A 20,635-nucleotide genomic window follows, 5' to 3' on the forward strand; every position below is an offset into this window, starting at 1 on the left:
CGGGGGTTCCGGCGTGTGAAGGCAATATAGGATCGGAGCATGTGGCAAAGGCAGACTTGAAAACGCGCGTGAGGCCTAAAAAACAAATGCCTGCAGCTGAAAATGAAAAACCTCCGGCTAGAGAAGCCAGAGGCTGAATGGATGTCGCGATTCTTGCCGATCAGCAAGAGCCGTTGATTGCCAGCCCTAGAGCGCAATCTCCAATGTCATGTCGGACGGGCGGCGGTTCTCCAGGATGAGGCGGCCGTTGGGGAGATCGTTGCCGTAGACCTTGGCGCTGGCCTCTTCTTCGGTGAGCTTGTAGCCGCGCCAGCGCTCCCAGAGGCGCTCCTCGAGCACTTCCATCGGCGGCGCTAGCATGATCGTGTAGTCGAAGATACCGTCCAGGGCAGCCCACTTGCCCTGCGTGAAGAGCAGGTAGTTGCCTTCGATGATGATGAAACGGTCGTGCGGCGAGATGGGGCGGGCGGAAGCGATCGACAGTTCGCGGGAACGGTCGAAGACCGGGACCAGAACTTCCTGATCGGCCGGACGCACGGCGCGGACGATATCGAGGAAGCCGCGGACGTCGAAGGTCTCCGGGATGCCCTTACGGGCGAGCAGGCCGCGCTCGATGAGCACGGCATTGTCCATGTGGAAGCCATCCATCGGCAGGACGGCGGCGGTTTCGCCGCGCGCCTTCAGGCCGTTGGCGAGGTTGTCGGCCATTGTGGATTTGCCGGCGCCGGGCGGGCCGGCGATCGCCACGAGGAAGCGCTTCGCACTTCCGGCGCGGTCGAGAACCGCGCCGGTGATTTCGTCTATCCTGAGGTTCATGCGGCGACCGTCTCCTGCGGAGCGGCCTTTGCACCGGTCATGAAGGCAACAGCATCCGACATTGTGTATTCCTTCGGATTGATCACCGTCAGGCGGCGTCCGAGGCGGTGGATGTGGATGCGGTCGGCCACTTCGAAGACATGCGGCATGTTGTGCGAGATAAGCACGATCGGAATGCCGCGCGAGCGGACATCCAGAATGAGCTCCAGAACGCGGCGGCTTTCCTTGACGCCGAGCGCTGCCGTCGGCTCATCGAGGATGATGACCTTCGAGCCGAAGGCGGCGGCACGTGCCACGGCAACGCCCTGACGCTGACCGCCAGAGAGCGTTTCCACCGCCTGATTGATGTTCTGGATGGTCATCAGGCCGAGTTCGGAGAGCTTGGCGCGCGCCTGTTTTTCCATCGCCGAATGATCGAGCTTGCGGAAGAACTGACCCATGAAGCCCGGTTTGCGAAGCTCGCGTCCGAGGAACATGTTGTCGGCGATCGACAGCGCCGGCGACAGAGCAAGGTTCTGGTACACCGTCTCGATGCCCGCCTTGCGGGCTTCGATCGGTGACGAGAAGTGGATCGGCTGACCTTCCAGCCGGATCTCGCCTTCGTCGGGGCGGATCGCGCCCGAGATCGCCTTGATGAGCGAAGACTTGCCCGCGCCGTTGTCACCGATCACGGCGAGGATTTCGCCGGGATAGAGGTCGAAGTCGGCATGATCGAGGGCTGTGACGCGGCCATAGCGTTTGACCAGACCGCGCGCCGTGAGAAGGGGTTCGGTTGCCATCAGCCTGCTGCCTTTCTGATCCACTGATCGATACCAACGGCGGCGATGATGAGCACGCCGATCAAGAGATAGGTCCACTGAACATCGGTGCCGAGAAGACGCAGGCCGAGCGAGAAGACGCCGACGATGAGCGCCCCGAACATCATGCCGAGAATGGAGCCGCGTCCGCCGAAGAGCGAGATGCCGCCGATCACCACGGCCGTGATGGACTCGATGTTGGCGAACTGGCCCGCTGTCGGAGAGACGGAGCCGATACGGCCGATCAAAGCCCAGCCGGCAAGCGCACAGATCAGACCCGAGAGTACGTAGGTCGACACCAGCATGCGCTTGACGTTGACACCGGAAAGGCCGGCGGCTTCAGGGTCATCGCCGACGGCATAGAGATGCCGGCCCCAGGCGGTATGGTTCAAGACATACCAGAGGACGGCGACGAGCAGGACCATGGCGATGACGCCGTAGGTGAAGACTGCGCCGCCGATGCGGAATGTATTGCCGAAGAGTTGCAGCAGCGGCGCCTGGGTTTCGATGTCCTGAGCGCGGATCGTCTCATTGGCCGAATAGAGGAAGTTCGTGGCAAGCACGATCTGCCACATGCCGAGGGTAACGATGAACGGCGGCAGCTTCATTCGAGCAATCAGCAGGCCGTTGATATAGCCGCAGAGAGCGCCGACGGCAAAGCCTGAGAGCACCGCGATCTCGACCGGAAGGCCGTAGCGGAACACGAACTGTCCCATGACCACCGACGACAGCACCATGATGGCGCCGACCGAGAGATCGATACCGGCCGTCATGATCACAAGCGTCTGCGCGGCGCCGACGATGCCGGTGATCGCCACCTGCTGCAGGATCAGCGTCAGCGAGAAGGCCGAGAAGAATTTCGTACCCAGGAGGGCGCCGAAGATGATCAGCGAAAGCACAAGAACGATCAGCGATACGGCCGAAGGCGACGAGTGCAGGAAATGCCTGAATTTCTGCAGGACCGAATTGTCATCCGTGTCGAAAGACGCGACGTCCTTCGAGCTGTCCTTGAGAACTTTTTCGTAGTCGTGATGCGGTGCGGCTGTTGTTGGCTCGCTCATGGAAATCCTCCGCGTGACCCCACTCCCTAAGGGGTGTCCGGCCGCTTTCGGGCAAGACGTGGGTTAAGCTGCACCCAATTCGGCGCGCTGTCAAAGATGAGCAGGGAGCGGAGACGCCGCTGGGCATCTCCGCGTTTTGGTTCAGGCTAGGCTGGGATCAACCCCAGCACTTGCCGAGGCCTTCCTTGGTGTCGATCGACTTGACGCCGGAGACCGGCTTGTCGGTGACGAGGGTCACGCCCGTGTCGAAGAAGTTCTTGCCTTCGGTCGGCTTCGGCTTTTCGCCGGAGTCTGCGAACTTCTTGATCGCTTCGATGCCGAGCGCGGCCATCTGCAGCGGGTACTGCTGCGAGGTGGCGCCGATGACGCCATCGGCAACATTCTTGACGCCCGGGCAACCGCCGTCGACGGAGACGATCAGCACGTCCTTCTCGCGGCCGACAGCCTTCAGCGCTTCATAGGCGCCGGCAGCAGCCGGTTCGTTGATGGTGTGGACGACGTTGATGGTCGGATCCTTCTGGAGAAGGTTTTCCATCGCGGTGCGGCCGCCTTCTTCGTTACCGTTGGTGATGTCGTGGCCGACGATGCGCTTGTCATCTTCGTCACCAATCTTGTTCGGATCCTTCGGGTCGATACCGAAGCCCATCATGAAGCCCTGGTCGCGCAGAACGTCGACGGAAGGCTGGGACGGCGTCAGGTCGAGGAAGGCTACCTTGGCATCGGCAGCCTTGTCGCCGAGCGTTTCCTTGGCCCACTGGCCGATCAGCTTGCCGGCGAGCAGGTTGTCGGTCGCAAAGGTCATATCGGCGGAATCGATCGGCTCAAGCGGGGTGTCGAGCGCGATAACGAGGAGGCCGGCATCGCGGGCCTTCTTGATGTTTGGAACGATGCCCTTGGTGTCGGAAGCAGCAATCAGGATACCTTTGGCGCCATCGGCGATGCAGGTTTCGATAGCAGCAACCTGGCTTTCGCTGTCACCATCGATCTTGCCGGCGTAGGATTTCAGCGTGACGCCGAGTTCCTTGGCCTTGGCGGTCGCGCCTTCCTTCATCTTGACGAAGAAGGGGTTGGTATCGGTCTTGGTGATGAGGCAGGCCGAGACGTCGGCAGCCATTGCCGGAGCCGAGAAGGCGACGCCGAGTGCGAGCGCGCCGAAAGCGAGAACTGATTTCTTCACGAGAACTCCTCCCAGAGAGTAAGCGGATCGCCGTCATGGCCAGACCCGTATTTTCAAGCACGAACGCCGCCTCGGATTTCGCCGGAAGCCTCCTCCAAGACCGTTCGATGCCGTTCACGATGGCGATTAAAAGCGAAAAGAAAATCGCTTGTCAATAAATAAATCCAATTGAATTATTAATTCGATGTGGCATGGTGGTTGAAAATAGGGCATAGGCCGATGATCGGGAGGAGTGCCCAATGTCGTCCCTGGAAGGCCCGGCGCATGCGCCGGCCGCACCGCCAATTCTGAACCCCGCCGGGGGCGCAAACCAGATCCGGGTGCGCGCCTATAACGAGCGGCTCGTGCTATCGCTGGTGCGCCTCTACGGCGCCCTGTCGAAGGCGGATATCGCGCGCCGCAGCGGCCTTTCGGCCCAGACCGTCTCGGTCATCATGCGGGAGCTGGAAAAGGACGGGCTGCTCTCGCGCGGCGCTCCCGTGCGCGGGCGCGTCGGCCAGCCATCCATTCCCATGCATCTCAATCCGGATGCCGTCTATTCCTTCGGCGTGAAGATGGGCCGGCGAAGTGCCGATCTGGTGCTGATGGATTTCGTCGGCAATATCCGCATGCAGCTGCACAAGACCTATGCCTATCCGTTACCCGGCGATTTTCTCGATTTCATCGTGTCGGGGATTGCCGAACTCGAAAGCCGTCTGGATGCGAAAGAGCGCAGCCGCATCGCCGGCATCGGCATCGCCGCCCCCTTCGAGCTCTGGAACTGGGCGGAGGAGGTCGGCTCGCCGCCTGGCGCCATGGATGTCTGGCGCGGCTTCGACCTGCAGGCCGAAGTGACGAAACGGGTCTCCTATCCCGTTTTCCTGCAGAACGACGCCACCAGCGCCTGCGGGGCCGAGTTGGTTTTCGGGGTCGGGCCGTCCTATCCAGATTTCGTCTATTTCTTCATCGGCTCGTTCATCGGTGGCGGCATCGTGCTGAATTCGGCGATCTTTTCCGGCCGTACCGGCACCGCCGGCGCGATCGGCCCCCTGCCCGTCCGCGGCAAGAATGGCGAGACGCTCCAGCTGCTTGAAATCGCTTCGATCTTCGTGCTGGAAAACATGTTGCGCGAGCGCGGCATCGATCCCGAGCCGCTCTGGTATTCCGCCGATGATTGGGTCGATTTCGGCGAGGCGATGGAGCTTTGGATCCAGGACTCTGCCAAGGCACTGGCACAGGGGATCGTCGCTGCCGCATCGATCATCGATTTCAGCGCCGCAGTGATCGATGGCGGCTTCCCCGGCTGGGTGCGCGAACGGATCGTGCGCGCGACCATCCGCGAGGCGGAAAAACTCGACCTTCAGGGGGTCGTCATGCCGGAGATTATCGAAGGTGCGGTGGGATCACAGGCGCGGGCGATCGGCGGGGCGAGCCTTCCGATCTTTGCGCGCTATCTCACCGACCAGAACGTGCTGTTCAAGGAGATTGAAAATGCTGAAGGGGCTTGATCCGCTCTTGAGTCCGGAACTGCTTTCGACGCTGCGCGCCATGGGCCACGGCGACGAAATCGCCATCGTCGACGGCAATTATCCAGGCGTCGAACACGCGCGACGGCTGATCCGCCTCGATGGCCACGGCCTCATCCCGGTTCTCGATGCCGTGCTCAGCGTGCTGCCGATCGACGATTTCGTGCCTGAAGCAATCTTCCGCTCGACGGTAAAGGCCGAGCGCGACAAGCTCGATCCGGTGCACGAGGAGATGATCGACTGCTGCGCCAGGCACGAGCCGCACCAGCAGGTCGTGCCGCTCGTCGGCCAGGATTTTTACGGACGCGTTCGCGCCGCTCATGCGCTGATCCAAACCAGTGAGCCTCGGCTGTATGCCAATATCATCCTGCGCAAGGGGGTGATCTATCCGTATGCCGCCGGTCAGCATGCCACAGCAAAGGGGAAGACCGACCCCTTCGAGTATTGAGCGGGCTGCGCACTTCCTGTTGCCAACGCAAATAAACGTAACTACATTAAATTATGACGATCGTTTGGGACGAACCGAAACGGCAGGCAAATCTGGATAAACACGGATTCGACTTTGCCGAGGTCGGCGAGTTCAACTGGCAAAATGCCGCGATCGAAATCGCGAGGCCCGACGCGGACGGCAGACAGCGGATGAAAGCAGTGGGCTACTACCGCGACGGAACGGCCGTCGTGATCTTCGCGTTGCTTGGAAGTGAAGCGATTTCAATCATCAGCTTCCGTAAGGCAAACGCCAAGGAAGGGAGCAAGCTTCAATGGCCAAGATAATAAAGACCTTTCAGCCTGGCCGCGGCTACTCCAAGGACGATTGGGATGCGGTCGATTCACCGCCGCTAACCGATGAAGAACTCGCGGCCCTGCGTCCTGCGAAGGAGGTTCTGCCTCAGGCGTTCTTTGACGCAATGGACGAGCAGCGCCGTTCGCGTGGCCGGCCTCCTGTCGAGCATCCAAAGAAGCAGGTGACGCTGCGCATCGACGAAGATGTCATCGCCAAATTCCGGGAAACCGGCCGGGGATGGCAGGGGCGAATGAACGCCGCCTTGCGAAAAGCTGCCGGGCTCTAAAGCCCGGCATTCCGTTTAAATCTCACCCGCCTGCGGACCCCAGACGTCCGTCAGCGCGAAACCACCGGGATGCGGATCGAAGGGGTCGAGGGCGACCTGGGAGAGGCCGAAGGTGAAGCCGCGGCCGGTGATGGTCGGGATGATTGCCGGGCGTCCGGCGACTTCGGTGACCGACTGCAGGCCGACTTCAAATTCCGAGCCGATGATCGAACGCGACGTGAAGATATCGCCGGGCTTTGCCTTGCCGCGGGCATGCAGTGTCGTCAGGTTTGCCGAGCTGCCGGTGCCGCAGGGCGAGCGGTCGGCGCGGCCGGGCCACATGGTCGTGCAGGTGCGCACCGCGCCATCCGGCTCGATATCGCGGAACATGACATAGGCCACGCCCGAGATCGCCGGGATTTCGGGGTGAACGACCTTGATGTCGCGGTTGATGATATCCTTGAGAACCATGCCGGCGCGTACCAGCTCGGCGGCATTGGACTTCTCGATCTTCGAGCCGATCTGACCGACATCGACAAGCGCATAGAAAATGCCGCCATAGCAAAGATCGACCTTGATCGTGCCCCATTCCGGCGTCTCGACGTCGACATCGAGCTCGTGAACGAAGGCCGGGACCATGGTCAGGCGGACCTTCTCGCAGCGACCGTCGTGGCAGGTTGCGACTGCCTTGACCAGTCCGGCGGCGGTCTCGAGCGTCACCACCGTTTCCGGCTCCTTCATCTCGACGATGCCGGATTCCAGCAGGGCCGTCGTCACGCAGATCGAGTTCGAGCCCGAGCTTGCATGCGCCTGATCGGGCTGCAGGATGATGAAGGCCGCATCGGCATCCGGATGCTTGGCGGGGAGCAGAAGGTTGACCGAGCCAATCGGCGCGCCGCGCGGCTCAAGGCAGAGAAAGCGGCGAAGCTCGGTGCCCTTCGGATCGGTGTTCAGCCAGTGCAGCTGAGCCGCCACCGTTTCGCCAGGAATCTTCGGGACGCCGCCGATCGCGACCTTGCCGATTTCACCTTCGCAATGAACATCCAGAAGCTGGATCGTGCGCTTCCATCTCATCCGTCTCGTCCTTCCAAAGCGAGCCAGACCGGCTCGTCGTGCAAATCAATATCTATCGATGCGGAACGGCGTCATGTCGATCGCCGGCTTCGTGCCCGAGACCATATCGCCAATCAGCTGCGCCGTCGTGGCGGCCAGCGTCAGGCCGAGATGGCCGTGTCCGGTGGCATAGAAAACACCCGGCACCTTCGACGACGCTGAGATAATCGGGATCGTATCCGGCAATGCGGGGCGATGGCCCATCCACTCGCTGGTATCCTCGACCTTCAAGCCGGGCAACACGCGCTGCGCATGGCGCACGAGAACCCGCGGGCGGCGGAAATCAGGCGCGGCATCGAGGCCTGCGAGCTCGACATTGCCGCCGACGCGAATGCCGCCCGCCGTCGGCGTGACCATGAAGGCGCGATGCGGCCAGATCACCGAATGGCGCATGGCAATGCCGGGCTTCATGATCTGCGTGTGATAGCCACGCTCGGTTTCCAGCGGGACCGGTTCTCCAAGCTTTGCAGCGAGATCGCGGGTATGGACACCGGCGGCAACGATAACGGAATCAACCTCGATGCGGCCGCCGCTTTCCAGGATAACGACCGAGGTTCCCTCGGGCTTTCTGTCGATGCTGCGCACGCTACCCGACAGGAACCGCGCACCGGCTGCCTCTGCGGCAGCCGCCAGCTTGACGACGAGCTGGTAGGGCTCGCGGATCGATTTATTGTCCGGCAGCAATACCGCCTTGGCGACCTTTGACGACAGCGCCGGCTCATAATGCTGGATCGCGCCGCCATTCAGCACTTCGAACTCGAAGCCATAGCGCTGCATCATCTCGATATGGCCGCGATCACCGGCAAACTCCGACTCGGTCTCGTAGATCGCGAGGCAGCCTTCGTCGGTCATCAGTTCGGGGGCGCCGATTGCCGAAAGCATGGCGCGGGTATCGGCGAGCGCGCGTCCGGTCAACAGCATTCCGGCATCCTCGATCTGGCGCAGACGCGAGGGTCGTCCGGCGGCGATGAAACGCAAGAACCACGGCAGCATCTTCGGCGCGTAGGATGGGCGAAGCCAGACCGGACCTTCGGGATCGAGAAGCCAGCGGGGGATCTTCTTCCAGGTGGTAGGGCCGGATCCGGCGGCGAAATCGAGCGCGATGCTCGCCATGTTGCCGTAGGAGGTGCCACGACCCGGTTCACCCTTGTCGATCAGCGTGACCTGAAATCCGCGCCTCTGAAGCTCGAAGGCAATCGAGGCGCCGATCACGCCCGCGCCAATCACTGCAACTGTTCGCTTCCCGTCTTCAGTCATCGCGTCATCCATCATAGCGGGGCCGCCTGCAGCCACCGTCAATCGATGTGATATATCAGATCGCGGACCTTGCCTATGGAAATTTTCACTGGCTCGGCAGCCCTGCCCCGACGCTGTCGCCCACTGAGCCTGCCGTGTTTTCCACCGACTGGCCAAGACGCTTCAGCTGCGCATCATAATTGCGCCGGGTGCGCGGATCGAAGATCGCAATCGGCGTGCTGACGGCAACACTGGCGGCGCTGCCGACGGTCTGCGCGGCGCCGATCGCGACGGCTCCGACGGCCTCGCCGAGACCGACATTCGAGTCGGTGATGGCCTGACCTGCAATCAGGCGATCGCCAATCAGCTTCACGACTTCGGGACTTTCTGCAAACTTTCCGTGGTTCAGCCGGTCGCCGCCCTTGAGCTTGGTCAGGTCGAGCACGGTGATGCCGGCGGCTTCCAGCTTGCTGCGATAAGGCTCCACCGACGGGTCGATCTGGCCGAGGCGATCGACATTACCGGAGATCCGCCGCGACAGTGCCAGTGCGCGGTCGTCGCGCGACACGAAGATCGTGAAATGCGGCTTCTCCTTGCCGAGGCTGGCGAACTGGCGGCCGAAGACGTCTACATCGAGATCGGGAGACGCAAGGATGACGTTGTTGATCTTCGACGCGACTTTCCCGTCGCGGATCGCCATCTGCCGGAGCGCCTCGACGGTCAGCCAGGTTCCCATCGAGTGAGCCATGATGGTGACGTCGCTGACAGCGGGGTTATCGGCCGTGCGCCGTAGCAGCTCCTCCAGCGCATCGCGCGAATAATTGGTGCTTTCCTTGTCGTAATTGTAGTCGAAGATCGAACCGCGGGATGGCCAGGTAAAGACGACGGGCGCCACATCCGCATGCGAATCGTGGACGATCTGGGCAAAGCGGTAGACGGCGTCTTCATAGAGATTGTTGAAGCCGTGCACGAAGATCAGCACGCGGCGGCTCTTCGGCATGTGGCCCTTCAGCCATCCCTCGCCTGCCTTCTCGCCCTGTAGTGGATCAACGGAAACAGTCACGAAATTGCGCAGGGGATCGGCGGGCAAGCGTGTCGGCCACTGGACCTGACCGACCTTGCGATTGGCCTCAGGCGGGATCGAGACATCGACGGCATTGACCATCAGACCGGTACCGCGTTCGCCGGAGAACAGCACGCCGGGATCGGTATCCGGCGCGCGCGTCGTGGCGACCAGCAGATTGACCTGCGATGTGCCGGGCTGAACGGATCCGACTGGCGTCATGACGCCGGTCGCGCGGCCACCGCATCCCGACAGGACAAAGGCCGACAGCATCACCGCCGCAAGCGTCCTGCGCATGGCTTCCGAGCCGCCCAGCATGCATTCTCCTCTTCGAATACCGGCGATGCGGCTCCGGCTCAAATAAGACGCCGGCAGGAGCGGAGTCAAATAAGGCAGCGATCGCGGCCATGATGAAACTTTGCGCCCGGCTTTGCCGTTACTGCCTCTGACCCCGGGACAAATCGGATGGACGCCATGAAAGCCGTTCTTATCGCCCTTGCTTCGACGACCCTGCTGCTTCCATCCCTCGCCCGCGCGGAACGTCTCGCCGAAGACGATATCCGCCGCGACATCATTGGCAGGACGATCTATCTCGCAACGCCGCTCGGCGGCGAACTGCCGCTCAACTATCACACGTCAGGCGCAGTGGACGGCAGCGGCAAGGCGATCGGCCTCGGGCGCTATTTCAAGCCCAGCGATACCGGAAAATGGTGGATCCAATCGGACCAGCTCTGCCAGAAGTTCCAGACCTGGTACAAGGGCGCACCGATGTGCTTCCTGCTGGAGCGGGCGGGCGCTGGCAAGGTGAAGTGGACGCGCGACAACGGCGAGACCGGCGTGGCTCGGATCGGCGAATAATTTTCGAGAGCTGAAATAGAAAAGAGCTCGGTGCGGGAGGAGGTGCACCGAGCTCTTGATCTTGACTGGCAACTGGGAGGAGGAGTGTTACCAGTCGGCGTAAGAGCGCTGGGAGGAGGAGTGCGCTGCTTACGGAGATATAGATAGCCCATTCATTTGGTCAGGAATAGGGATAATACCGCAACGCAGCAATGCACAATACGCATGACTAACTGTATCAATCTTGAGAAGACGCCTCATTTTGCAGCAATTTTAATCAGACGGTCAAATATTTGCGCAGAGTTTGATGGTGAAGAAGGACACGGCAGCCTAATTGCCGCCGCGTCCCGATGATGACGTCAAGCGGCCCTGAAGAGCTTCCTGCCTTCTGCGTCGAGGGCGGTGAATTCCTCCTCGGACAGCGTTATGCCGACAGCTGCAACGTTCTCTTCCAGATGCTTGACCTTGGAGGTACCAGGGATCGGGAGCATCACCGGGCTGCGCTTCAGCACCCAGTCGAGCGCGATCTGGCTTGGCGCGGCATTGTGCTTCCTGGCGATCGTATCCAGCAGCGAGCCTGGCTTTGCCAGATCGCCTGCAGCCAGCGGATACCACGGGATGAAGCCGATATTGTGCTTTTCGGCATAATCGAGCACGTCCTCGCTGGTGCGATCGACGAGGTTGTAGCGGTTCTGGACCGTTGCGACCTTGAAGTATTTCGATGCGGCCTGGATATCGGCCACCGAAACCTCGCTCAATCCCGCATGCCGGATCAGCCCGGCGGCCTGCAGCGACTTGATCGTATCGAATTGCTCGCCGGCCGGCACCTTCGGGTCGATGCGGTGCAGCTGCCAGAGATCGATCTGTTCGACACCGAGATTGCGCAGGCTCTTGTGCACCTGCTGGATCAGATATTCTGGGCGGCCGAGCGGCAGCCAGATGTCGGGACCATGGCGGGTCAAGCCACCCTTCGTGGCGATGACCGAGCCGTGGCTATAGGGATGCAAGGCTTCCTTGATCAGCCATTCGGAAACGTCGGGCCCATAGGAATCGGCCGTATCGATGAAATTGACGCCAAGCTCTGGAAGACGCTTCAGCGTGCGGATGGATTCGGCGTGATCGGCAGGCTCACCCCAGATACCCCGGCCGGTGACGCGCATGGCGCCGAAGCCCAGACGGTTGACCTCGAGATCGCCGCCGATCTTGAAGGTGCCGGATTGCGCAGCATTCAAAACGGACATGGTCTTTCCTCTCGTATGGATGCGTAAAAACAAGCGAAGTCGCCGAGCTGGCGGTGTGCTCCCTGGCGCCTGATGACTGCGCCGGCGGCGTCAGCCTCCTGCAGGCGGAACGATCCCGTTCCGTGCCAGCTTTACATGGGCAGGCAGCTCGCCGGAGGCAATATGTCTGATGCCGCCGCAGCTGCTTTTTCAGCCACAGTGCGATCGGGCGCCGGTGGAGGCCGCTCCTAGTGTCGAGAAGAAGCGTGTAGCGCCTTACTGATCGTAGACGGCGCGATAGCCTTCGGACGAAGCACAGGCGGTATAGGCCCGCCGGGCAGCGCTACGCGACACGGCCTCGCCCTCGCCCTGGTCGTATTGGCCGCTGATCTGCGAGCGCTCTTTGTGGAGCCGCATGGATTCGTCATAGGCGGCATTGCCTTCGCCCATGCACATCGTATGCGCGACGAAGGACGGATTGACCGGCGTACCGACGGGATAAAGAACCGGAGAGTTGGCCCGATCGACGCAACCGGAAAGCAAGGCTGCCGCTCCAGCAACCGACACCGCAACCAACATTCTTGCCTTCATCGCATTCACTCCTGCCTGCCTCCGGACAATCCGGCGCCAGACGCAGATAGCCGCGCAAGGTTGCGCGAAGCTAGGCTACTCGATGATTTTCAAGGAAAGAAAATGAGTGGCGCACCCGAAGAGATTCGAACTCCTGACCCCCAGATTCGTAGTCTGGTGCTCTATCCAGCTGAGCTACGGGTGCGTCTCGAAGCGGCTGAACCGCTTGCGTGGCGATCCTCTAAAGCCTCCTCCGGGGGAATGCAATAGGCTTTGTGAAAAAATCGCGACTTTCGATCTGCAGAGCTGATCTGTGAATTTTGCTTTACTTTTCAGCGTGGCTGCGGATGCGGTAATCTTCCAGCGAAACCGGGCGATCCGGCACTTCGATGCGGAACTGCGTGCCCGCTGAGGGCTTTTCCACAAGGGCAATGGTGCCGCCGTGGGCAAGCACAAGCTCACGAGCAATCGCCAGACCGAGGCCGGTGCCGCCGGAGCGGGCCGAACCGCGGAAGGCGGTGAAAAGGTTCTGACGAGCTTTCAGCGGCATGCCAGGACCGGTATCGTCGATGATGATGCTGACCACGCTGCCGACGCGTTGCGCGGAGACGGTGATGCGCTTGACGCCATCGGCACCGAGTTCGCCCGGCATCATCAACGCCTGCAGCGCATTGCGGCAGAGATTGTGGATCACCCGGAAGAGCTGTTCGTTGTCGCCGTCGATCTCGATGTCGGCGGGCATCTGCTCCAGAAATTCGATGCCGCTGGCCGGATCGATGGCCAGCATGTCACGAACGTCCTGGGTCAATTCCAGCAGCCGGATCCGGCGGCGGCGCGGCGCCGATTCGGTTGTCTGGCCATAAGACAGGACTTCGGTCGTGTAGCCGACGGCGCGGTCGATCGTTCTGAGCAGCTTCGGCGCAAAACTCTTCACCATCGGATCGTCGACATCGACGAGACGGTCAGACATCAGCTGCGCCGAGGCCAGAATGTTGCGCATGTCATGATTGATCTTGGAGACAGCAAGGCCGAGCGCTGCAAGGTTCTTCTGCTGCTTCAAGGTTTTCTGCAATTCGATCTGCATCGCCGTCAGATGACGGCCGGCGACTGCCAGCTCGTCCCGTCCGCCATCGCCGACAAAGACGTTCTGCGGGTTCTCCGGATCCGTCGAAAACTGCTGCATGCTGCCGCTCAGATTGCGGATCGGGCGGATCAGGATGCGGTTGATAACGAAGAAAACCAGCGTCGCGGTGAACAGCGAGATCAGGACCGACAGAAGCAGAACGTTTCGTGCATAGACGAACATCGCATTGCGCAACGCCCTGTCCTTCATCACCACTTCGACGCCCGTCGCAGTATCGCCGACCGGGCCATAGACGCGAATCATCCGGTTGCCGCCGAAGATCAGCGTATCGAGCGCATCGCAGATGGCGTTTACTGGAGTGACTTTCGTCAGATCGTACTGCTCATCGACGGAGGTCGGCATCTCGGTCATGGCCAGAAGCCGCGAGGTGCCGTCCTTGCGAAGGACGATCGCCTTGGTGCCGGTTGCCTCCAGGGTTTCCTTCTGCAGCATGCGCGGCAGCTCGACGGGCTGAAGGCCATCGATGACGATGGCGGCAGCGGCAGCAGTGTTGAGCTTGTCGTCAAGCCAGCGGATGCGCATGCTGGCAACCGACGGGAAGAAGATCAGAACTTCGGCCAGCATGATGAAAAGCACGGTCATCCAGAGCAGCTTGCCGGAGAGCCCACCAAACCACCCTGCAGGGCGTTCGCCGCCCGCAGCCGTCATATTCACTGGCATTTCACTTTGGTCTTGCACCGGCATCGCTGTTTCCGTTCGGCGCAAGCGCCTGCGAGGCAGAGACTTATAATAGACGGTTTGCAATCTGCTTTCAAATCTTCGCGAGGCGCGGCAAGTCGTCACAAAAGAAAACGCCGCCCGAAGGCGGCGTTTCCGATTAGAAAGCTCTGGATTCGGAGATCAAAACTCTTCCCAGCTCTGCTCGGCGACGGCCGCATTGCCGTTGAAGGCGCGGGCGACGGTGTTCATGGCGCGGCGCGCGGGCGAGGCGACCGGGCGATGTTCTTCGCGGCGGGCAACGGCCATCTGCGGTGCGGGGGCGTTGGAGACCTTGAAGCGCGAGATGAGGCGGACGAGGCCATCGGCTTCCGCAGACAGCTTGTGGGTCGCAGCCGAGGTTTCCTCGACCATTGCCGCATTCTGCTGGGTGACCTGGTCCATCTGGTTTACGGCGGTGTTGACTTCCTTGAGGCCGGTCGACTGTTCCTTCGCCGCGGTTGCGATCGAATGGATGTGGTCGTTGATGGCGATGACGCGGGTCTCGATTTCCGACAGCGCCTCGCCGGTTGCCTGCACCAGCTTGACGCCGACATTGACTTCATCGCCCGACTTGGTGATGAGCGCCTTGATGTCCTTGGCAGCGGTTGCCGAACGCTGAGCCAGTTCGCGGACTTCCTGAGCGACAACCGCAAAGCCCTTGCCTGCCTCGCCGGCACGCGCTGCCTCGACGCCTGCATTGAGCGCCAGCAGATTGGTCTGGAAAGCGATCTCGTCGATGACGTTGATGATCTGGCTGATCTCGCGGGATGCCTGCTCGATGCGGCCCATGGCATCGACCGCATTGCGGACGACGACACCGGATGCACCCGACTTGTCCTTGGCTTCGGAAACCATGACGCTGGCTTCCTGGGCACGCTCGGTCGAATTCTGGACAACCGCCGTGATCTCGTCGAGAGCGGCAGAGGTTTCTTCCAGTGCGGCAGCCTGCTGCTCGGTACGCTTCGACAGGTCGTCGGTGGCAACGCGCAGTTCGTTGGTGTTGCCGTTGATGGCTTCAGTCGTTTCGCGAACTTCGCGCATCGTTGTCTGCAGCGTCACGAAGGTGCTGTTGACGTTCTGCTGCAGTTCGGCGAAGGCGCCTTGGAATTCGCCACGCATCGTCTGCGTCAGGTCACCATCGGCAAGGCTTGCAATGACGCGGCGGGTTTCGTTGACGCCGGTGTCGACGCTGGAGAGCAGCGAGTTGATGTTCCCTGCGAAATGGTTGAGGCTTTCGTCCTCGTAGTCCTTGTCGATGCGGCGGCTGAAATCACCGGCGGCAGCGGAGGCAACGACGACGGACATGCTCGACTGCAGGTCATCGCTCTTGGCGCGCATCGCCGTTTCCTGGGCGTTGAGGCGCTTGATGGCGAGGCCGTTTTCCTTGAAGACGGCAACAGCCGCGGCCATGTCGCCGATTTCATCCTGGCGGCCTGCATAGGGCACTTCGGCTTCGAAATTGCCGTCGGCGACTTCCTTGATCGCGGTCGTCACTTTCTTGATCGGGCGGCTGAGGTGGCTGGTGCCAATATAGAAGCCAAGGCCGACGCCCGCAGCGATACCGATCGTGGTGATCGCAAGCACAAGCCAGAAGACAGAGTTGCGGAAAGCCTCGATCTCGTCATCGACGGCATCGAGTTCGGCCTTGTCGGTCTTGACGATTGCGTCGATCTCGGCCTGGAAGGCCTTGCGGTTGGCGCGGTTGGCGTCGTTATTGCCCTGATCGTTTGCGGCTGCAGGGCCGACTTCGGTGCCGAGACGTGCAGTCTCGGTGCGGAAGGCGCGGAATTCCTTGGAGCGATCGACGAGCTTGCCGAAGCTATCCTTCTGGCTCTCAGGAACCAGCGGCGCCCAGCCAGCGATCACCTTGTCGATCTCGTCGAGATCGGTGTTGATGCCTTTGGCAAAAGGAGCGACGTCCTTGATCTCCTTGGAAGCATAAATGCCACGGGCTTCCATCACGGTTGCCGTGACGAAACGATTGAGACGCTCGCCGGCATAAGCGCGGCTGGAAGCGCTTTCATAGGCGGTCAGCTTATTGTTATACTCGTTCATAGCGAACAATGCCGTCGCGCCGATGACCAGCGCAACGCCAGCCATAACGCTGACAAGCAAATTGATCTTTCCACGAATTTTCAAAGTATAGTCTCCCTAGGGGGTGAAGAGAGACTGGAAAGCAAATTCCCAGCCGAATGACCAAAATATCGGCGAAATTTCTTAAAGTTATGTTTCGGATTTTAGCTATTACGACTACAAGAAATTATCCCTATTATTCGGGCTCACAGCAGATTTTTCGCAAAAATTGCAATCAGCAAGACCGAACCAATGGGAAATCGTGGCTGCCTCAGAAGAACTTCGGCAAAATTCAACCTCATGGGGTATTGTCGTAGTCGTTAACACCCTGATGCGACTTTTTGCACATTGGCGCTTTAGCGGGCAGGCCGCGTGGATGATTTTTCCGGCTATAATTGACTTTTTTGGCGACCGTCCCTATAAGCCGCCGCACGTCCGGTCACTATAGGTCTTTTGGCCTCGCCCGTTCGCAAAAATAACGCTCCTTGCACTTTGCAAAACCTAAGAAGGGCCGCACTCCGCGGTATTAAAATAAATGAAGCGTACTTACCAACCATCCAAGCTTGTCCGCAAGCGCCGCCACGGTTTCCGTGCACGTATGGCTACTGCCGGTGGCCGCAAGGTTATCGCCGCTCGCCGCGGACGTGGCCGCAATCGTCTTTCGGCTTAAGGCCGGAATTGCCCGATAAGAGATGGCGGGCGAATTGACGACCAAACAAGAACAAGAAGAAATGACTGTCGGGCGGCTGAAAAGCCGCCCGCAGTTTCTTGCTGTTCGCGTAGGCGAAAAGCGCAGGGGCGGCTTCTTCCTGCTCGAGGTACTCGACCGCAAGGAACCCGACACCGAAGCCCGCGTCGGCTTCACAGTCACCAAGAAACACGGCAACGCAGTCGAAAGAAACCGCATGCGGCGGCGTCTTAAAGAGGCGGTGCGGCTTCATGCAGGGTTTGCAATGCAAGCCGGACACGACTATGTGGTTGTCGCGAGAAGGGATGTCTTGAAGGCATCTTTCCAACAATTGACTGCGGAGCTCAAAGCCCGCGTTGAAAACAAGCCGAAACAAAAGCGGTCGAGTGAAGACCGCTCCAGGAACGTATGATGCAAAACAACCGCAATTATTTCATTGCGATCGCTCTTTCGGTGCTGATCGTTCTTGGCTGGCAGTTCCTCTATATGAATCCGCGCATCGAAGCGCAGCGCAAGGCGCAGGAAGCTCAGAAGGCGCAGCAGACCACCGAGCAGACGCAGACGCCTGCCGCCGGTGGCGCACAGCCGGCTCAGACGAACGGCGCTGCTCCGAGCGGCCAGGTGGCAACGGTCGCGACGCGCGAAGAAGCGCTCGCCAAGTCGCCGCGTGTCGCGATCGATACCGCGGCTCTTTCGGGCACGATCAACCTGACGGGCGCCCGCCTCGACGACCTGAAGCTCAAGGGCTATCACGAGACCGTCGACAAGAGCAGCCCGATCATCACGCTGTTCTCGCCGGCTGAAACCAAGGACGGCTATTTTGCCGAACTGGGTTATGTCGGCAGCGATCAGACCGGTACGGTTCCGGGCGCATCGACCGTGTGGACGGCACCGGAAGGCGCGAAGCTGACGGAAAAGACGCCCGTTACGCTCACCTATACGAACGACAAGGGCCTGACCTTCGCTCGCACGATCTCGGTCGATGAGCGCTACATGTTCACCATCGCCGACAAGGTGACGAACAGCGGCACGAATGCCGCGGCGATCTCTTCCTACGGCCGCGTCACGCGCTACAATAAGCCGACCACGCCTTCGGTCTACGTTCTGCATGAAGGCTTCATCGGCGTCATCGGCGAAGACGGTCTGGTCGAGAGCAAGTACACGGCTGTCGAAAAGGAAGCCGTTACGCCTGCCAAGTCCACCGGCGGCTGGCTCGGCATCACCGACAAATACTGGGCGGCAACGATCGTTCCGCCGCAGAAGTCCGCCTATGAGGCGCGCTTCGCCTACTATCCCGGCACGCAGCCGAGCTATCAGGCAGACTACAAGGAAGACGCCGTCAGCATCGCTCCCGGCCAGTCCGTCGAGCTGAAGAGCCTCGTCTTCGCCGGCGCCAAGGAAGTCCCCGTCATCGACGGCTATGAGGCCTCCTACGAGATCCCGCGCTTCGATCGCCTGATCGACTGGGGCTGGTTCTACTTCCTGACGAAGCCGATGTTCAAACTGATGGACTTCTTCTTCCGTTACTTCGGCAATTTCGGCGTGGCGATCCTGCTGACCACCATCGTCGTCAAGGCGCTGTTCTTCCCGCTCGCCAGCAAGCAATACGCTTCGATGGCGAACATGAAGCGTATGCAGCCGAAGATGGAGGAGCTGAAGGTCAAGTTCGGCGACGACCGCATGGGTCTGCAGCAGGCGATGATGCAGCTCTACAAGGACGAGAAGATCAATCCTGTCGCCGGTTGCTGGCCGATCGCGCTGCAGATCCCGATCTTCTTCTCGCTCTACAAGGTGATCTACATCACCATCGAAATGCGCCACGCGCCGTTCTTCGGCTGGATCAAGGACCTTTCGGCTCCGGATCCGACATCGATCGTCAATCTTTTCGGCCTGCTTCCCTTCGAGGCGCCGACCCTGCTGCATCTCGGCGTATGGCCGCTGATCATGGGCATCACGATGTTCCTGCAGATGCGCATGAACCCGACGCCGCCGGATCCGACCCAGGCCATGATCTTCACGTGGATGCCGCTGGTATTCATGTTCATGCTGGCGAGCTTCCCGGCCGGCCTGGTCATCTACTGGGCGTGGAACAACACGCTCTCGGTGATCCAGCAGTCGGTGATCATGAAGCGCCACGGCGTGAAGATCGAGCTCTTCGACAATCTGAAGGGCGTCTTCAAACGAAAACCGGCGCCATCCAAGTAGACTTAGAAAAGCCCCGCTCCGGCGGGGCTTTTTCTTGGCGGCAGAAATGATCTATAAGGCAGCCCATGACAGAAAAGAACGATAAGCCCCTCTTCGGGCGGCCCTGGATCTTCATCCGTGGCGTGCCCTCCATGAAATTCCTGCCGCCGGAAGGCCCATTCGAAATCGCCTTTGCCGGACGCTCGAATGTCGGCAAGTCGTCGCTGATCAATGCGCTGGTCGGGCACAAGGGGCTGGCGCGCACCTCGAACACGCCGGGACGGACCCAGGAACTCAACTATTTCGTTCCCGACGGCTATTCCGGCGCCGAAGGCGACATGCCGCCGATGGCGCTCGTCGACATGCCGGGCTACGGCTATGCCCAGGCACCGAAGGATCATGTCGACGCCTGGACGAAGCTGGTTTTCGACTATCTGCGTGGCCGCGCTACGCTGAAGCGCGTGTATGTGCTGATCGACAGCCGTCACGGCATCAAGAAGAATGACGAGGATGTGCTGACGCTGCTCGACAAGGCTGCGGTCTCCTATCAAATCGTGCTGACCAAGACAGACAAGATCAAGCCGCCGGCGGTCGTGAAACTGCTCGCGGAAACGCTCGAGAAGATCAAGAAGCGGCCTGCCGCCTACCCGTTCGTGGTCGCGACCTCGTCCGAAAAGGCGGAAGGGCTCGATGACCTCAGGCAGGCGATCGCCGAGACCGTGGAAATCAGCAACTGGAAATGAAAGAGGCGCCCCGAAAGGCGCCTCCCCACATTCTCCTGCCTGCAATCATTTACATCTTCGGCAGAAGCACCTTGTCGATGACGTGGATGACGCCGTTCGACTGCTTGACGTCGGCGATGGTGACATGAGCGACGCCGCCGTTTTCATCGGTCAGCGTGATCTTGCCCATGCTTTCCTTGGCCTTGATGATGCAGCCGCCGACCGTCTTGATGTCGTGCTCGCCGCCATCATCCTTGATCATCTTGGCGACGGTCTTCGACATCGCGTCGGCCGCGACGACATGGCAGGTCAGAACCTTGGTGAGCTGCGCCTTATTCTCCGGCTTCAGCAGCGTATCGACGGTGCCGGCCGGAAGAGCTGCGAAGGCTTCGTTGGTGGGCGCAAACACCGTGAACGGGCCCTTGCCCTCAAGCGTCGAGACCAGGCCCGCGGCCTTGACCGCGGCGACCAGGGTGGTGTGATCCTTGGAATGCACTGCGTTTTCGACGATGTTCTTGGTGGGGTACATCGCGGCACCACCGACCATCGGATTCTTGGCCTGCGCTGCAAAGGCGATTGCGGACACGGCAGTGGCAAGCGCGATGGTGCGCAAAGCGGACGTAATCATGATTGTTCTCCTCGACGCCGGCTGCAGTACACTGGCCTGATGCCTCGTGCTGC

21 protein-coding genes and 1 tRNA gene are annotated in these 20,635 nt (G+C 60.6%); 9 read left to right on the top strand and 13 right to left on the bottom strand.

Annotated features, from left to right (window positions below; translation table 11 throughout):
• Positions 1–186: 186 nt before the first annotated feature.
• The 4 genes from J2X43_RS08540 to J2X43_RS08555 form a co-directional block, all read right to left on the bottom strand.
• Positions 187–816, bottom strand: a complete 630-nt coding sequence (locus J2X43_RS08540; protein ID WP_310293214.1) for a nucleoside triphosphate hydrolase — start codon at positions 814–816, stop codon at positions 187–189.
• Entirely contained in the window at positions 813–1,595 is a 783-nt protein-coding gene (locus J2X43_RS08545) for an ATP-binding cassette domain-containing protein (RefSeq protein WP_112385310.1), read from the bottom strand. The genes J2X43_RS08540 and J2X43_RS08545 overlap by 4 nt, the downstream gene beginning before the upstream one ends.
• Positions 1,595–2,674 carry an ABC transporter permease gene (locus tag J2X43_RS08550; RefSeq protein ID WP_112385309.1) on the bottom strand — a complete coding sequence of 360 codons (1,080 nt, stop codon included), beginning with the start codon at positions 2,672–2,674 and terminating at the stop codon, positions 1,595–1,597. The genes J2X43_RS08545 and J2X43_RS08550 overlap by 1 nt, the downstream gene beginning before the upstream one ends.
• A gap of 157 nt (positions 2,675–2,831) precedes the next feature.
• Entirely contained in the window at positions 2,832–3,851 is a 1,020-nt protein-coding gene (locus J2X43_RS08555; RefSeq protein ID WP_112385308.1) for a sugar ABC transporter substrate-binding protein, read from the bottom strand.
• Between the two features lie 239 nt (positions 3,852–4,090).
• Here J2X43_RS08555 and J2X43_RS08560 point away from each other — a divergent pair, with 239 nt between their 5' ends.
• From J2X43_RS08560 to J2X43_RS08575, 4 genes are read left to right on the top strand one after another with little or no spacing between them, the layout of a single operon-like run.
• The gene (locus J2X43_RS08560) at positions 4,091–5,338 is read left to right on the top strand and encodes an ROK family transcriptional regulator (protein WP_310293219.1); all 1,248 of its coding nucleotides are present in this window, start codon (positions 4,091–4,093) and stop codon (positions 5,336–5,338) included.
• Positions 5,322–5,804 (top strand): RbsD/FucU domain-containing protein, encoded by a 483-nt coding sequence (locus J2X43_RS08565; RefSeq protein WP_112514062.1) that lies wholly within the window; start codon positions 5,322–5,324, stop codon positions 5,802–5,804. Before J2X43_RS08560 ends, J2X43_RS08565 begins: the two co-directional genes overlap by 17 nt.
• Before the next feature lie 53 nt (positions 5,805–5,857).
• The gene (locus J2X43_RS08570; protein WP_310293221.1) at positions 5,858–6,130 is read left to right on the top strand and encodes a BrnT family toxin; all 273 of its coding nucleotides are present in this window, start codon (positions 5,858–5,860) and stop codon (positions 6,128–6,130) included.
• Positions 6,118–6,426: a BrnA antitoxin family protein gene (locus J2X43_RS08575; protein WP_310293223.1), complete on the top strand. Its 309-nt coding sequence runs from the start codon at positions 6,118–6,120 to the stop codon at positions 6,424–6,426. Before J2X43_RS08570 ends, J2X43_RS08575 begins: the two co-directional genes overlap by 13 nt.
• A gap of 15 nt (positions 6,427–6,441) precedes the next feature.
• Here the strand turns inward: J2X43_RS08575 and J2X43_RS08580 are convergent, their stop codons facing one another.
• The 3 genes from J2X43_RS08580 to J2X43_RS08590 form a co-directional block, all read right to left on the bottom strand.
• Complete coding sequence (locus tag J2X43_RS08580) at positions 6,442–7,479, bottom strand: proline racemase family protein (RefSeq protein ID WP_310293225.1); 1,038 nt, start codon at positions 7,477–7,479, stop codon at positions 6,442–6,444.
• A gap of 45 nt (positions 7,480–7,524) precedes the next feature.
• Positions 7,525–8,775 (bottom strand): FAD-dependent oxidoreductase, encoded by a 1,251-nt coding sequence (locus J2X43_RS08585; RefSeq protein ID WP_310293226.1) that lies wholly within the window; start codon positions 8,773–8,775, stop codon positions 7,525–7,527.
• Between the two features lie 85 nt (positions 8,776–8,860).
• On the bottom strand, positions 8,861–10,114 hold the full coding sequence (locus tag J2X43_RS08590; protein WP_405049581.1) for an alpha/beta hydrolase: 1,254 nt from the start codon (positions 10,112–10,114) through the stop codon (positions 8,861–8,863).
• 177 nt (positions 10,115–10,291) lie between these two features.
• Between J2X43_RS08590 and J2X43_RS08595 the strand changes: the two genes are divergently transcribed.
• On the top strand, positions 10,292–10,675 hold the full coding sequence (locus tag J2X43_RS08595; RefSeq protein WP_112385395.1) for a hypothetical protein: 384 nt from the start codon (positions 10,292–10,294) through the stop codon (positions 10,673–10,675).
• Positions 10,676–11,013: 338 nt separating this feature from the next.
• Here the strand turns inward: J2X43_RS08595 and J2X43_RS08600 are convergent, their stop codons facing one another.
• From J2X43_RS08600 to J2X43_RS08620, 5 genes are all read right to left on the bottom strand, one after another.
• Entirely contained in the window at positions 11,014–11,895 is an 882-nt protein-coding gene (locus J2X43_RS08600; protein WP_310293229.1) for an aldo/keto reductase, read from the bottom strand.
• A 255-nt stretch (positions 11,896–12,150) separates the two neighbouring features.
• Positions 12,151–12,465, bottom strand: a complete 315-nt coding sequence (locus tag J2X43_RS08605; protein ID WP_310293232.1) for a hypothetical protein — start codon at positions 12,463–12,465, stop codon at positions 12,151–12,153.
• A 107-nt stretch (positions 12,466–12,572) separates the two neighbouring features.
• Positions 12,573–12,649: transfer RNA gene (locus J2X43_RS08610), tRNA-Arg, on the bottom strand.
• 120 nt (positions 12,650–12,769) lie between these two features.
• Positions 12,770–14,272, bottom strand: coding sequence for an ATP-binding protein (locus J2X43_RS08615; protein WP_405049572.1), 1,503 nt, complete (start codon positions 14,270–14,272; stop codon positions 12,770–12,772).
• A 156-nt stretch (positions 14,273–14,428) separates the two neighbouring features.
• Complete coding sequence (locus tag J2X43_RS08620; protein WP_310293234.1) at positions 14,429–16,426, bottom strand: methyl-accepting chemotaxis protein; 1,998 nt, start codon at positions 16,424–16,426, stop codon at positions 14,429–14,431.
• A gap of 469 nt (positions 16,427–16,895) precedes the next feature.
• Here J2X43_RS08620 and rpmH point away from each other — a divergent pair, with 469 nt between their 5' ends.
• From rpmH to yihA, 4 genes are all read left to right on the top strand, one after another.
• Positions 16,896–17,030: a 50S ribosomal protein L34 gene (gene rpmH / locus J2X43_RS08625; protein ID WP_112385299.1), complete on the top strand. Its 135-nt coding sequence runs from the start codon at positions 16,896–16,898 to the stop codon at positions 17,028–17,030.
• 22 nt (positions 17,031–17,052) lie between these two features.
• On the top strand, positions 17,053–17,460 hold the full coding sequence (gene rnpA, locus J2X43_RS08630) for a ribonuclease P protein component (RefSeq protein WP_310293237.1): 408 nt from the start codon (positions 17,053–17,055) through the stop codon (positions 17,458–17,460).
• Positions 17,460–19,253, top strand: coding sequence for a membrane protein insertase YidC (yidC, locus tag J2X43_RS08635; protein WP_310293238.1), 1,794 nt, complete (start codon positions 17,460–17,462; stop codon positions 19,251–19,253). Before rnpA ends, yidC begins: the two co-directional genes overlap by 1 nt.
• Before the next feature lie 65 nt (positions 19,254–19,318).
• The gene (gene yihA, locus J2X43_RS08640; RefSeq protein ID WP_310293239.1) at positions 19,319–19,975 is read left to right on the top strand and encodes a ribosome biogenesis GTP-binding protein YihA/YsxC; all 657 of its coding nucleotides are present in this window, start codon (positions 19,319–19,321) and stop codon (positions 19,973–19,975) included.
• 49 nt (positions 19,976–20,024) lie between these two features.
• Here the strand turns inward: yihA and J2X43_RS08645 are convergent, their stop codons facing one another.
• The gene (locus J2X43_RS08645) at positions 20,025–20,582 is read right to left on the bottom strand and encodes a fasciclin domain-containing protein (RefSeq protein WP_112444477.1); all 558 of its coding nucleotides are present in this window, start codon (positions 20,580–20,582) and stop codon (positions 20,025–20,027) included.
• Positions 20,583–20,635 lie beyond the last annotated feature (53 nt).

This window comes from Rhizobium sp. BE258, from assembly GCF_031457345.1.
Taxonomy (GTDB): domain Bacteria; phylum Pseudomonadota; class Alphaproteobacteria; order Rhizobiales; family Rhizobiaceae; genus Rhizobium.